The organism is Paenibacillus sp. FSL R5-0713, assembly GCF_037973325.1.
In the GTDB taxonomy this organism is placed as follows: Bacteria; Bacillota; Bacilli; order Paenibacillales; family Paenibacillaceae; genus Paenibacillus.
This window is the reverse complement of record NZ_CP150229.1, coordinates 2,393,712-2,406,835: the sequence shown is the minus strand read 5'-3', so window position 1 is coordinate 2,406,835 and position 13,124 is coordinate 2,393,712. Positions and strand designations below refer to the sequence as shown.

At 48.4% G+C, this 13,124-nt stretch carries 10 protein-coding genes; 6 read left to right on the top strand and 4 right to left on the bottom strand.

All coding sequences use genetic code 11. The features are described from left to right. Nucleotides 1–24 precede the first annotated feature (24 nt). The 3 genes from MKZ12_RS10955 (at nucleotide 25) to MKZ12_RS10945 (ending at nucleotide 4,171) form a co-directional block, all read left to right on the top strand. A complete protein-coding gene (locus MKZ12_RS10955; RefSeq protein ID WP_339260376.1) occupies nucleotides 25–2,052 on the top strand; it encodes a beta-galactosidase in 2,028 nt (675 codons plus the stop codon). A gap of 440 nt (nucleotides 2,053–2,492) precedes the next feature. Next, complete coding sequence (locus tag MKZ12_RS10950; protein ID WP_339260375.1) at nucleotides 2,493–3,446, top strand: WYL domain-containing protein; 954 nt, start codon at nucleotides 2,493–2,495, stop codon at nucleotides 3,444–3,446. A 38-nt stretch (nucleotides 3,447–3,484) separates the two neighbouring features. Next, nucleotides 3,485–4,171: a hypothetical protein gene (locus MKZ12_RS10945; protein ID WP_339260373.1), complete on the top strand. Its 687-nt coding sequence runs from the start codon at nucleotides 3,485–3,487 to the stop codon at nucleotides 4,169–4,171. A 102-nt stretch (nucleotides 4,172–4,273) separates the two neighbouring features. Here MKZ12_RS10945 and MKZ12_RS10940 read toward each other — a convergent pair whose 3' ends face one another. Both MKZ12_RS10940 and MKZ12_RS10935 read right to left on the bottom strand, forming a co-directional pair. Further along, nucleotides 4,274–5,788, bottom strand: coding sequence for an altronate dehydratase family protein (locus MKZ12_RS10940; RefSeq protein ID WP_339260370.1), 1,515 nt, complete (start codon nucleotides 5,786–5,788; stop codon nucleotides 4,274–4,276). After that, a complete protein-coding gene (locus MKZ12_RS10935) occupies nucleotides 5,785–7,302 on the bottom strand; it encodes a tagaturonate reductase (RefSeq protein WP_339260369.1) in 1,518 nt (505 codons plus the stop codon). Before MKZ12_RS10935 ends, MKZ12_RS10940 begins: the two co-directional genes overlap by 4 nt. A 192-nt stretch (nucleotides 7,303–7,494) precedes the next feature. Here MKZ12_RS10935 and MKZ12_RS10930 point away from each other — a divergent pair, with 192 nt between their 5' ends. From MKZ12_RS10930 to MKZ12_RS10920, 3 genes are all read left to right on the top strand, one after another. Beyond that, nucleotides 7,495–8,370, top strand: coding sequence for an AraC family transcriptional regulator (locus MKZ12_RS10930; protein WP_339260367.1), 876 nt, complete (start codon nucleotides 7,495–7,497; stop codon nucleotides 8,368–8,370). Between the two features lie 141 nt (nucleotides 8,371–8,511). Further along, nucleotides 8,512–10,500, top strand: a complete 1,989-nt coding sequence (locus tag MKZ12_RS10925; protein WP_339260365.1) for a translation factor GTPase family protein — start codon at nucleotides 8,512–8,514, stop codon at nucleotides 10,498–10,500. Nucleotides 10,501–10,514: 14 nt separating this feature from the next. Next, the gene (locus MKZ12_RS10920) at nucleotides 10,515–11,192 is read left to right on the top strand and encodes a tetratricopeptide repeat protein (protein ID WP_339260364.1); all 678 of its coding nucleotides are present in this window, start codon (nucleotides 10,515–10,517) and stop codon (nucleotides 11,190–11,192) included. Between the two features lie 113 nt (nucleotides 11,193–11,305). On the opposite strand, the gene MKZ12_RS10915 is transcribed toward MKZ12_RS10920, so the two are convergent. Together MKZ12_RS10915 and MKZ12_RS10910 are read right to left on the bottom strand one after the other, a co-directional pair. Then, nucleotides 11,306–12,367 (bottom strand): phosphotransferase, encoded by a 1,062-nt coding sequence (locus MKZ12_RS10915; protein ID WP_339260363.1) that lies wholly within the window; start codon nucleotides 12,365–12,367, stop codon nucleotides 11,306–11,308. Nucleotides 12,368–12,459: 92 nt separating this feature from the next. Then, nucleotides 12,460–13,086, bottom strand: a complete 627-nt coding sequence (locus MKZ12_RS10910; protein ID WP_339241461.1) for a GDSL-type esterase/lipase family protein — start codon at nucleotides 13,084–13,086, stop codon at nucleotides 12,460–12,462. Nucleotides 13,087–13,124 lie beyond the last annotated feature (38 nt).

Here is a 13,124-nt window from a genome sequence, read left to right as displayed (position 1 = left end):
ATTCTTATACAAGAGGTGAACACATTGATTAGCAGCAAACTACCCAAAATGTTCTACGGCGGCGATTATAACCCGGAACAGTGGGATCACGAAACCCACCTTGAAGACCTGCGCATGTTCCAATTGGCAGGCATTGATATTGCCACGATCAACGTATTCTCATGGGCATTGATTCAGCCTGATGAAGTTACTTACCGTTTTGAAGAACTCGACCAACTGATTAATCGTCTATATGAGAATGGTGTCTATATATGCCTTGCAACGAGTACGGCTGCCCATCCGGCCTGGATGGCGAAGAAATATCCAGACGTGCTTCGTGTAGATGCTGACGGACGCAAACGCAAATTCGGCGGGCGACATAATTCCTGTCCCAACAGCCCAACCTATCGCAAATACGCTGAGAAGATTGCAGATAAACTGGCCGAACGATACAAGGATCACCCCGCAGTTCTCGTATGGCACATCTCCAATGAATATGGCGGTGATTGTTACTGTGATAACTGTGAGAAAGCATTCCGCGTGTATCTGAAGGAACGTTATCAGACTCTGGAACGGGTCAACCAAGCATGGAACACGAATTTCTGGGGGCATACCTTCTACGATTGGGACGAGATTGTACTTCCAAGCAACCTGAGCGAACATTGGGGGAACAACAATTCAACATTCCAGGGAATCTCGCTGGACTACTCTCGCTTTAATTCCGACAGCATGCTGGATTGTTATCTGTTAGAGTACGATGCGATCAAAAAACACATTCCGGACTCCGTTGTGACGACCAATCTGATGGGCTTCTTCAAGCAATTGGACTATTTCAAATGGGCAAAACATATGGATATCGTCTCCTGGGACAGCTATCCCGGTCTCGCAACACCTGTCAGCTTCACGGCCATGGCTCATGACCTTATGCGCGGATTGAAGGATGGTCAACCGTTCATGCTTATGGAACAAACACCAAGTCAGCAGAACTGGCAGCCGTATAATTCGCTGAAACGTCCAGGTGTCATGCGTCTGTGGAGTTATCAATCTGTTGCGCACGGGGCCGATACCATCATGTTCTTCCAGCTTCGCCGCTCCATCGGTGCCTGTGAGAAGTATCATGGTGCAGTTATCGAACATGCTGGACATGAGAATACACGTGTATTCCGCGAAGTCGCTGAGCTCGGCAAGGAATTGCAGATCCTTGGTGATACCACGCTGGATGCATCTGTTGAATCCAAAGTAGCGATTGTGTTCGACTGGGATAACTGGTGGGCCATTGAAAAATCAAGCGGACCTACAGTTGCCCTGAACTATGTGGATCAGATCCATAAATATTATGCAGCCTTCTTCCGCCGCAACATACAAGTAGATATCATCAGTGTGGATACGGATATGAGCAAATACGACATTGTCCTTGCCCCTGTCCTTTACATGGTTAAACCAGGGTTTGCCGCCAAATTGGAGAAGTATGTTGAAGCAGGTGGAACGTTCCTGACGACCTTCTTCAGTGGCATTGTGAATGAGAACGATCTCGTAACCACAGGTGGATATCCGGGAGAACTCCGTAAACTGCTCGGTATCTGGGTGGAGGAGATTGATGCCCTGCTACCTGAGCAAAAGAATCGCATTGTTCTCAAAGAAGCCTACGGCGATCTCAAAGGAGAATATGGCTGCGGCATGCTGTGTGACCTGCTGCACGGTGAAGGAGCCGAAGTCATCGCGGAGTATGGAGACGACTTTTATAAAGGCATGCCTGTGGTGACACGGAATACCTTTGGCCAAGGTGAAGCCTGGTACGTTGCATCCGACCCGGATGAACACTTCCTGGATGGTTTGCTGGGACAGCTTGCAGCAGCCAAGAATGTAGAGTCCTTGCTTGAGACACCGGAAGGTGTTGAAGTAAGCGCACGTACCAAAGACGGCAAACCTTACCTGTTTGTCATGAACCATAACGCAACTACGCAATCCTATGATCTCGGTACAGCCCAGGCTCATGATCTGCTCACCCAACGCGAACTGTCGGGAAAGGTTGAGATTGAGGCCCGCGGGGTGCAATTGCTCGAAATGAAATAAGTAATTTCGCTTCATTCGAATCATTGGAAGCACATCATGTGGCAGAAATACCCGTGATACAAAGTGTCACATATTTATTCCTTTTGTGCTTGTTATTGTGTTCAGCAAGGATAGTGGTATAATTTTCATACCTTTATCCTCTTCTGCAATCTATAAGCTGCTACTTCCCGTATCCGTTCACACTTGATACGGGTTTTTGGCATGATCTGTGGTTTAATTAATAGAAGGAAATATCACATTGCAAAGCGAATTGGACGAGACATACATTTTAACAATGCCTGCCGGAACTTGCTTGTAAACCCTGTTGCTGATCTATCATAAAATGATGAACAGCTGAAATATTGGTGACACTCATGATGTCACTTATTCGTTGTTACAATAGTAAGTATAACTACGACATCACTTTCCGGCGGCGCAAAGATCGAAACGGAGTGGCTGACATGAACAGAACAAATCGGCTTGCTGCCATCGTAATGGCACTACAGCATGGTCACGAAACGGCACACTCATTAGGTGAGAAATTCGAAGTTTCCCGTCGTACAATCCTCCGGGATATTCAGTCCCTCTCCGAGATGAATGTGCCCATTATTGCCATTTCGGGTCCGGGAGGTGGTTTTAGTTTAATGGAAGGTTATGTATTGCCCCCATTACAACTGGACCCGGTAGAGGCAGCGACGCTCATATTCGCTCTTGAGGGTCTGAGTCGCTACGCTGACACGCCCTTTCATGAGAAACGCTGGACTCTGATGAACAAAGTTAAAGCCATTATTCCAGATGGTATCATGGCCCGAATTGATCCCATGCTCAAACAACTGCATCATCACATTCCAGATCGCAATTACATCCTTCATCACCTCGATCCATTGCTGGCCTGTATACCTGAACAAGGATGGTTAAGTGTGCTGTACCGCTCCGTATCACGTATGCGATGGCTGCATATCTGTCCCACACGGGTATATGCTTCCTCCGGCTTCTGGTATTGTGAAGCATATTCGATCGAACATGGTGAACAGCGTCTGTTCCGGGTCGATCGAATAATGGATGTCAAGGCGATCGAGCCACAGGATGAACAGGCGTTAAGCGAACAGGCAGAGCAACAGCGCAACAAGCCGATCCCTCCCGAACAACCGCCAACTCTGGTTAGAGTACGACTGAGTTATCGGGGTATGGTTGAAGCCGAACAGGACGAGCATATCGGTGAAAAAATGATTGAAATTGCCCCAGATCTCTGGGAATTGGCATTTCTCTGTCCACCCGGAGAATGGGACTGGGCCGTACGGTTTTTTTACCGATTGGGACGTGAGGCTGAAGTGATCGAGCCCCTCAAACTCCGGAGCGAGATTCGTCAGCATGCCGAGGAAGTGAGCCGAAGATATATTGCTTCAACCCAATAATCGCTTCATCATTCTTTTTAAAGGAGCCTGCTGATATCATGACATATGAACCCGTTATAACATACGAAGAAGCAGTACAACGCATCCAGTCTATAGGGATGCTGCCTTTGGCACCACTATTCGCCGAATACCCCTCTCTATCGTCGCTAACTCCCAAAGAACATTGGCACAAGGATGATGAACGCGATCCCTGGTTATGGCGTTCACGCCTGGCTGAAGAAGGCATCGCTGCATATGGAAAATTCGTCAAAAAGAAAGCGCTTCTTGTATCGCGTGAATACTTCCCTTGGGTCCACCGACTGCTTTCCGACTCCAGAACCGCCCAGGAGCAGTATGAAGCAGGGTTGCTCTCCCGTGAAGCGTTCAAACTCCATGCGTTAATTGCAGATCAGGAAGGTATCGATGGACGTGCCTTGCGATCACAAGCCGGTTTCGGGGCAAAAGAGGATAAAAAAGCATTTGACAGCGGGCTACTGGACCTTCAGAGCTGTGCTGCCATTGTGATCAGTGGAACCAAAGAAAAAGAGGGGCTCGCTGAAGGCAAAGTCGCATGGAACAGCTCCGCATATGAGACCGCAGATCACTGGATGCAACGTCATGGCATTACACCATTTGAAGGCAGCGTAGAAGAAGCACGTGAGCTGCTGGTTACACAACTGCAGCAACACGCATCTTCCGCCGCATTATCAAGCATTACCAAAGAAATGGGCATCCGTGGAATCTAAATGAAGCCAATCCCGGTTGTCGTGCAAATTTCAACCGGAATTGGCTGTGTGGTTTACCTTATAATGCATCTCAGACGATAGTCCTCTCCATCCAGCATGGATTTAGAGAATCACGCCATCCTTGAATATGGCAATCTCTCGGAATCCATGCTGCTCACTGAGTGTATGAGACCGTCCTGAAGCAATGTCAATCAGTTGGCTGAACAGCTGTACTTTGACCTCATCCATCGTCTGCCCCTCCAACAGTTGGCCTGCGTTGAAGTCGATCCAGTGTTTTTTTCGATTCGCAAGATCGGATTGAGTCGCAATCTTGACGGTAGGTACCGGGCCTCCGAATGGAGTGCCCCGTCCTGTTGTGAAGAGCACGATATGTGCACCTGCCGCAGACAGTGCCGTGACAGACACCAAATCATTACCCGGTGCTTCTACAATATTCAGACCAGTTTGAGTTACACGTTTGCCATAGCGCAGAACGTCAACGACTGAAGAACGCCCTCCCTTTTGCGTACATCCAAGTGACTTTTCCTCGAGTGTGGTAATGCCACCTGCCTTATTACCAGGTGAAGGATTCTCATAGATATTCTGGCCATGGTTCACAAAATATTGCTTGAAGCCGTTCACGAGGTCCACCAGATCGTGAAATACTTGCTCATTGGCAGCACGATTCATCAAGATCGTCTCCGCACCAAACATCTCCGGAACTTCCGTCAGAATAGCCGTCCCCCCGGCAGCAACCAACATATCAGCAACCGCACCGACCAGCGGATTGGCTGTAATGCCGGATAAACCATCCGACCCACCACACTTCAAACCAATCTTGAGTTTACTGAGCGGAAGCGGCTGCCGTTGTTCATGTTCGGCGATCTCCACAAGTTCTTCCATCAGTCGAAGTCCTTCCTCAAGCTCGTCATCCGTTTCTTGCGCTTTGAGAAACCGTACTTTGCCTCGGTATTCCGGAGCGATACACTCACGAAATTCATCGACCTGATTGTTCTCACAGCCCAGCCCGATGACCAGCACACCTCCAGCATTCGGATGCTCCACCAAAGAGGCCAGCAACTGTTGTGTATACTTCAGATCATCGCCAAGCTGTGAGCACCCGAATGGATGTGGAAAGTGAAATACACCATCTACCCGGCTTCCAAACTGGGACTGACCCATACGTGCCAAAGCTTCACACACTTTATTGATACATCCAACCGTGTTCACAATCCAGATTTCATTACGGATACCTGCTTCACCATTGGGACGCAAATATCCATCGAATGAGCGCAGATGTTCCGGAGGCATGTCCGTCTGAATCTGGACTCCCGGTTGGTACTCATATTCAAGTAATCCGTGCAGACCCGTCTTCAGGTTGTGACTATGAATCCAGCTTCCCTGCCTAATCTGCTCTTTCGCAATCCCGATGGAGAAACCATACTTCATCACATCATCACCCGGTGCCAGCGTATGAACAGCAATCTTATGCCCTTTGGGCACGTCATCCAGCAAATTAAAAGAAACTCCGTCTGGCAGTGTAATCTGTTCTCCTTTGGCATAATTACGAAGCGCTATAATGACGTCATCCTGTGGTTGAATGGCAATCCAATCATTGATTGTACTTGTTGTGTTCATTTCCCTTCACCTTCCAACAAACCAATTTCACGAACAAGTGCTGCACGCAGCCCTTCTCTTGCATCCAGATTTTCGCCCCAGATCAGAGTATCCGACAACACAGCCGCTACCCGGTGATCCAGTTGCTTCTGATCCCTGTTGAGCGTGTCATAACCGTCCCAGTGTGCGGCCAAAGCACTCAGCACATCGGGGTCATCCCGCAGCAGAATGTCATCCCCATTCAGTCGTTGTGCCTTGTAACCCTCTGGCGTATTCACAGGACGATAGAGACATAATAATCCAGCAAATCCTTCAATTAAACGTACTGGCCAACTTCCCTGATTTTGCTCGTAAGACAACAGTGTAGGCAGAACACGAACCTTGAATTTTCCGATCGTATTCAATGCAATATCTTGCAATTTGTGATCAATGTACGGGTTAAGGAAGCGTTCAAAGACTTCTTCCGCATATTGGTCCAGCTGATGATCGGGCATATCCAGGGCAGGAACGATCTCCTGATGCACAGCTTCCCTGATCCATGAGCCAAAATGCGGATCTTCCATCGTTTCTCTCACATGCTGCTTGCCTTGCAGAATGCCGAGGGATGACATTAAGGTATGTGCCCCATTCAAAATACGAACCTTGCGTATCTGGAAAGGCTTCAGATCTTTCACCCAATGTACATTGAGACCTGCCTGCTTAAGAGGAAGTTTTTTGTCCAATGATTCATCTCCCTGAATAGCCCAGAAATGATATGGCTCTGCCGTATTAATCAACTGATCCTCATACCCCCAGCGATTCGTCAAGGAATCAGCTTCCTCCCGGGTCGGCGCACCTGTCACAATTCGATCTACCAGATTGTTCAGGAAATGATTATGATTCTCGATCCATGAACGAAAACCATCTGAATACCCATAATCCTCACTATGCTGGAGGACACAACTGCGCAGCACATTCCCATTGCCTTCAAGCAGCTCACATGGCAGATGAATCAAACCTCTGGATGGGTCACCATCAAATTTCAAATATCGCCGATGCAGAAACACCGTTAATTTCCCCGGAAAGGATTGAACCGGTTCACCCTCGATATAGTCCGCATACGAATATTTCAATCCTGATTCAGTTGTATTGGAAATAACGAACTCAAGTGAAGGCAGTTCTGCCAAGTTCAGAAAGGCATCCCATTCCTCATACGGATTGATACACTGTGAAAAAATGGAGATCAACTCTGTCCGCTCAACCGGCTTCCCTTGAGACAGACCTCTCGTAATCATCGTATATAATCCATCCTGATCGCGAATCTGTTCCAGCTTGGCCTTGCCTCCCGGTCGTGGTTGGGTAACAGCTACACTTCCATGGAATTTGCCTTGTCTGGCACTCTCATGAAGCATCCAGTCCGCAAATCCCCGCAAGAAATTACCTTCTCCGATCTGCAAAACCTTCACGGGGCGCTCCATAATCTCCTTGCACTTGCGCTGACCGTCGCTCCCCAGTAAATTCAGCTTCAACCCTGGCCGTTTCGTGCTTGCCGACATGGACACTCACCTCATCGATTATTTGTACTGTCGGAATGCAGTTCGAAGGCTCTGCACCCTTTTATTGTAAACGCTTTAAATTCATTGTATCATCAATAAAAGGAAATTAAATTGCTTATATTGCGGTAAATATACTCTCTCATGACCAGGTATAACATCTCGTTGAAGACGATCGTCTGGAAAGGAGTCTTTATGGAACGTTCACCTGTTCGTACAACTATTCAGGCAGAATCCGGTATCCCGTTCCGCCTGGTGTACAGCGACACCAAATCTCCCCAGAATGAATTGCCGGATCATCTTCATGACTGGCATGAAATTATCTATGTATATCGGGGTCAGGGAAGCATCTTTATTGATACAGGACTTGAAAATATGCAGGAAGGAGATCTGTTCATTATTCCGGGCAGCACAGTTCATCGAGCCTTGCCGGATGCTGGAAATCCTGTCACATCTTCCGCATTGTTCTTCAGCCCGGGATTGCTGGCCTCGACCGCTGGAGGCGCTGCTTCTTCTATGTTAAGCCTGTTTGAACGTTGTCGCAGACAACGAGTGTATAAGAGACATCTGAGTACACAAGAGCAATCACAGGTAGCAGCCCTTATTGATGATATACAGACCGAACTTCAGCTCGGTCATCATCTAAGCGCACATGCGGCCCTGTTGAGGCTACAACTGTTGCTCATTTTTCTGGAACGTCTGGAAGCTGCGGGACCTGCGAACCCGGGGAAATCCGCTGCGGGACCCTCATGGCTCTCTTCTACGATCTCTCATATTGACGATAACCTTCGAAATGGCCTATCCCTGAATGAACTGGCTCAGTATGCTGCGGTATCACCAGCCCACTTCAGTCGTGCCTTCAAACGATACACGGGCATGACTCTAACGGATTACGCATTAGCCCGAAGAGTTATTATGGCGAAAGAACATCTGGTGCAGGGCGATGAGACGATGGCAGCCGTTGCTGATGCTTGCGGGTTCGACAGTCTGCCCCACTTTTATCGTCAATTCAAAAAATTGACTGGTACAACTCCCGCAGCTTACCGCAGAGCCATGAACAGCTCACGTTAAACTAAAACCGTCCTGAACGTAGTTCTCCCGCTTTAATCATATATATCCACATATTCTTCCATATGGTAGATGTGGTATGATAATCTGGATTATTACTTGTCGGAAATATTGCATTCCGTTGTCAGAGGAGCTTGGCAGTCCATGTTAAACGAATTGAATCGCAGGAATATTGGCATCTTCGCCCATGTGGATGCGGGGAAAACAACAACCACTGAGCATATGTTATATGAGAGTGGTGTCGTCCGCAGTCCGGGACGTGTAGATGAAGGAACAACCGCCACAGACTCACTGGACATTGAAAAGGAACGTGGCATATCCGTTCAGGCAGCCATGACCTCTCTAATCTGGAAGAACACCATCATTGACCTCATTGATACACCTGGACATATTGATTTCAGCTCGGAAGTCGAGCGAGCACTTCGGGTGATGGACGGCGCTATACTCATTCTGTCCGCAGTAGAGGGAATTCAAGCCCAGAGTGAGGCCATCTGGCATGCCCTTCGTTCACTCCGCATCCCAACCATCATTTATATTAATAAAATGGATCGGATTGGCGCATCTGCCCCAGCAGTCATGGAACAGATTCGTTCCACCCTGTCCCCTTTCTCATGCGAAATCCAAACGTATCAATTCCACGAAGATACATTTCATGGCATCAACTCCCTATGGAATGATAATCAGGATACGCTGTCAGATCTCACACCATCCATCCCAGGTCTGGTCGAGATACTCGCTGAACTGGACCCAGAGGTCATGGAAGCCTACATTCATGAGACTCCATTATCCCAAAGGGATCTGAATGAAGCCTTCTTGCGGTATGTGCATCAGGGTGAGATGTTCCCTGTGTGTTATGGTGCCTCCGGCAAAGGAATCGGTGTCACGGCATTGCTGGACACGGTCCTTGCATTTCTGCCTCCACCTGCACAACCTGTGGATTCCCCGGTATCGGGTGTTGTGTTCAAGATTGAACGTGACCGCACGATGGGACGCACGGCCTACGTTCGCATGTATGGTGGCAGTCTCCACAACCGGGATACCATTCATAATTCGACGCGGGAACTTGAAGAGAAAGTGACGCAGATTCGCCGTATGGATGGACGGAAATGGGCCGATACAGGTAGCGTTCATGCAGGGCAGATTGCAGCACTGTTCGGACTGAGTGATACACATGTGGGGGACATTATTGGCAGTCCCGAGGGTGTGCCTCCTTTGCCACAGATGGCTGTGCCTTTGTTGACCGTACAAGTGCATGGCAAGGACCCGGCACGTTACCCCGATCTTGTCGCAGCATTGCAAGAGTTGACGGATGAAGACCCCTTACTTGACCTGCAATGGTTGCCGGAGGAACGAGAGCTGCATCTCAAGGTCATGGGAACCATTCAGCTTGAGATTTTATCCAGCCTGTTACGGAGCCGTTTCGGTTTGGATGTTGTGTTCGATCCACCATCCGTTATCTATAAGGAAACGCCTCGTGCAGCCGGGGAAGGTTACATCGCTTATACGATGCCCAAGCCCTGCTGGGCCATCCTACGCTTCAGGATTGAACCTTTGCCTCGCGGAAGCGGTCTGATCTATGCCTCAACCGTAAGGACCGATGATCTGCTGTTACGTTATCAGAATGAAGTTGAACGGCGGATTCCCGAAGCCTTGTCTCAAGGTATGCTCGGTTGGGAAGTAACTGACCTGCGTATCACGCTGGTGGAGGGAGAACATCATGTCTGGCATACCCATCCGCTGGATTTTGTCGTAGCCACGCCTATGGGAATCATGGATGGATTAGCGAGAACAGGTACCACGTTGCTGGAACCCCTTCTTCAGTTCCGACTAACGGTCCCGGAGGAATATGGCGGTAAGGCCCTCAGCGATCTGGTACATATGCGGGCAACCTTCGAAGCCCCTGTCATCGGTAGTGGACGCTGTATTATTGAAGGACTTATGCCTCTTGCAACGTCAATGGATTATCCGGTGAAGCTGCGTTCCGAGACTGGCGGACGCGGAGTGCTTACCACTTCATTTGCCGGATACCAGGATTGTCCTGCGGATGTGAACCCTGCTCGCAAACGCAGAGGAGTTAATCCGTTGGACCAATCGAAATATATTTTAAGTGTACGAAATGCGATTACATCATAATTGGAGTTGAACCTGTGCTTATTAAATTTCTTATCTTTGGCCTTCTATGGCGGATTGTAGGTAATCCGTTCATTGCCATCCTCATTTTACTCGTTATCCTGTATTTCCTGGATCGTCGATACGTTGGGGTATTCCCAAGCTTCACCAGACCTCTCAAGCGTTTGCGTAACATCTCCCGGCTTCGCCAACAGCTTGCCATGAGTCCCAATGAAGTGTCTTCCAAGCTGGAACTGGCTCGCCTGTTAATTGAGCGCAAACGTTACACTGAAGCACATGCCTTATTGCTTGAACTGGAGCGCCCATACGAACAATCCGCAGAATATTGGGAGGCACTGGGAACCACTGAGCTTCACCTGGGCAACATCGAAATGGGAGAACGTCACATTTTAAAAGCCCTTGAGATCAACCCAAGAGTCAAGTACGGACGCCCGTACTTAACCCTTGCCGGGGCCTTCAAAGATACACATGAGGATAAAGCGCTGGATTATGTACATCAATTTCAGGAGATTCATTCCTCTTCCAGTGAAGCGTATTATCTGCTCGGCACGGTCCATCGTTCCCTTGGACGCAATGCAGATGCGAAGCAGGCTTACGAGCAATCGTTGAACGTATATCGTTCGTTGCCCAAATACAAGAAACGTCAGGAGCGCCGCTGGGCTGTCCGCAGTTGGTTCCGCAAACGTGGATTGTAGTGTCATCCGTTATCCGATGTAATCTTCAGATATCACTCTTCTAACTAATAAAAGTGCACTGATCTCTGCCCTCGTATGAGCAGAAACAGTGCACTTTTTTCATAACAATGATATTAATATACCAAAATTTCATGCAGGCGTTCTTCATTCAGACGCATCCAGTCCATCCGCTGTTTGAGCTTCTTAATCTGATCCACAGCCACTTCCGGCTCATCTGTGCCCTCGAACATCCGACTGATGAAATGCATGACCACATCCAGACTGCGCAGCAGAATTAATCGAGGAATGGCTAACAACTCTTCCGGTTCAAGACTGACCTGTTCCCGAAATCCCCTGATCAGTCCCTCTTGTGCCTGCCACATCCAATCTTCACTCTTGTCCATGGTAAGAAGATCAGACATCGGAACAGCCAGCTCCATGACCCGCAAATCCCATGTCGCAAATTCAAAATCCAAAATGGCACAGATTTCACCATCCTGCTTATCTGACAAAACATTTGAGGCATTCACGTCTCCATGGACCAATTGATGCGGCAACTGTTCCATTCCCCGCAGGGCATCAAACAGATCTGGCAGCGCATCTCCCAGTTGCTTCAGCTCATGCGCACATGCGATTAATGCCTCTGGCGGCGATGCGCATAGTTGTAATAATCGTTCTGGTGAACAGAGCGGATACGCATCCTGAATTTGGTAGTACGGTGGATACACAGGTTCAAGTGGTATATCCAGCGTTGCCATAACAGAAGACAGGGCCCCCGCCGCTTTACCGAGTCCAAATAATTGGTCTGGCTTATGCCAGATGGGATTGACACCTTCCCGATAATGAAACAGCGTCGCAATTTTGGTATGACCTGTGAGGGTATCTTTTACAGGAAGAAAGGTATCCCCCTCGCCAGATAACCGCCTTACAGGTGAAGGTGTATGAAGCTTAAAGTTCGAACGCTGGAGGGCTTCAAGCACCTCGTGTTCAAAGGTGATTTTCATCGGATCATTATGTGTTTCATATTGTCTCATTACGTAACTCGTCCCGTCTATATGGAGCATGTAGGTAGAATTATTCATCCCACCTTTTCCACGCTCACCTATCCAGTCCGATGTGAAACCATAGGAGGCCAACACTTCGGATATACGTTGCTGCTCTGAATGATGGAGGGAACCGGATTCGACATTTTGCACCAAAAATTAACCCCTTTATCTCTCAAAATGGAACGGTCTTTTATTTATCTTAAAGGAAGTCCATCGCTCGGTCTAGTTCTGTTCCAATGTGATCATGAGAACGGATAATATCCGGTTCGATTAAGCTGCTCTGCAATAACACGATAGCCTCTCGCATTGGGATGCACTCTGTCCCAGAACAACAGCTCACGCTCACGACCTTCGAACTTGTCATAAACCTGAGCACACGCATAGTTGCCCGATCCCGCTCCATTCAAAAATGAATTATATTGGCGCACCCAGTAGGCTGCTTCCGTCGCTTGTGGATACGGGTTGTACAATCCGATAGATCGGACCATATACTCACTATTGCCCTTTAACTGCCGAATGTGCCTCATGATCTGGGATACATTACTGCGGGTTTCTCCAAGCACCTGTGTCATTTTACTGGCATTGGGTATGCCGCCACTTGATTTAAAGGTACGAATCAGATCATTCCCGCCAATGGATAATGTAATGATATCCGCCTCACTCAGCGATTGCCGTACGCGGGGATGCGAAGAAATCATCTGCAACATCCCCCCAGACGTCAGTCCATTTACGCCCATATTTTCCATAGATACAAATGTACGAACATTCATTTCTGCCATTCGCCGATATAAAGGAACAAAGCCGGTGCCCAGCAACGCTCCTGTACCGACCGTTAATGAATCTCCTATAGCCACATATCGATATACCATCCCGTCGCCCCTCTCTGCTGTGAATTCCTGAACAATAA

Bases quoted from the DNA above. Each gene is read 5' to 3' on its own strand.
- MKZ12_RS10925 (WP_339260365.1), top strand. From the start codon at position 8,512: ATGTTAAACGAATTGAATCGCAGGAATATTGGCATCTTCGCCCATGTG.
- MKZ12_RS10930 (WP_339260367.1), top strand. From the start codon at position 7,495: ATGGAACGTTCACCTGTTCGTACAACTATTCAGGCAGAATCCGGTATC.
- MKZ12_RS10945 (WP_339260373.1), top strand. From the start codon at position 3,485: ATGACATATGAACCCGTTATAACATACGAAGAAGCAGTACAACGCATC.
- MKZ12_RS10935 (WP_339260369.1), bottom strand. From the start codon at position 7,302: ATGTCGGCAAGCACGAAACGGCCAGGGTTGAAGCTGAATTTACTGGGG.
- MKZ12_RS10950 (WP_339260375.1), top strand. From the start codon at position 2,493: ATGAACAGAACAAATCGGCTTGCTGCCATCGTAATGGCACTACAGCAT.
- MKZ12_RS10910 (WP_339241461.1), bottom strand. From the start codon at position 13,086: ATGGTATATCGATATGTGGCTATAGGAGATTCATTAACGGTCGGTACA.
- MKZ12_RS10940 (WP_339260370.1), bottom strand. From the start codon at position 5,788: ATGAACACAACAAGTACAATCAATGATTGGATTGCCATTCAACCACAG.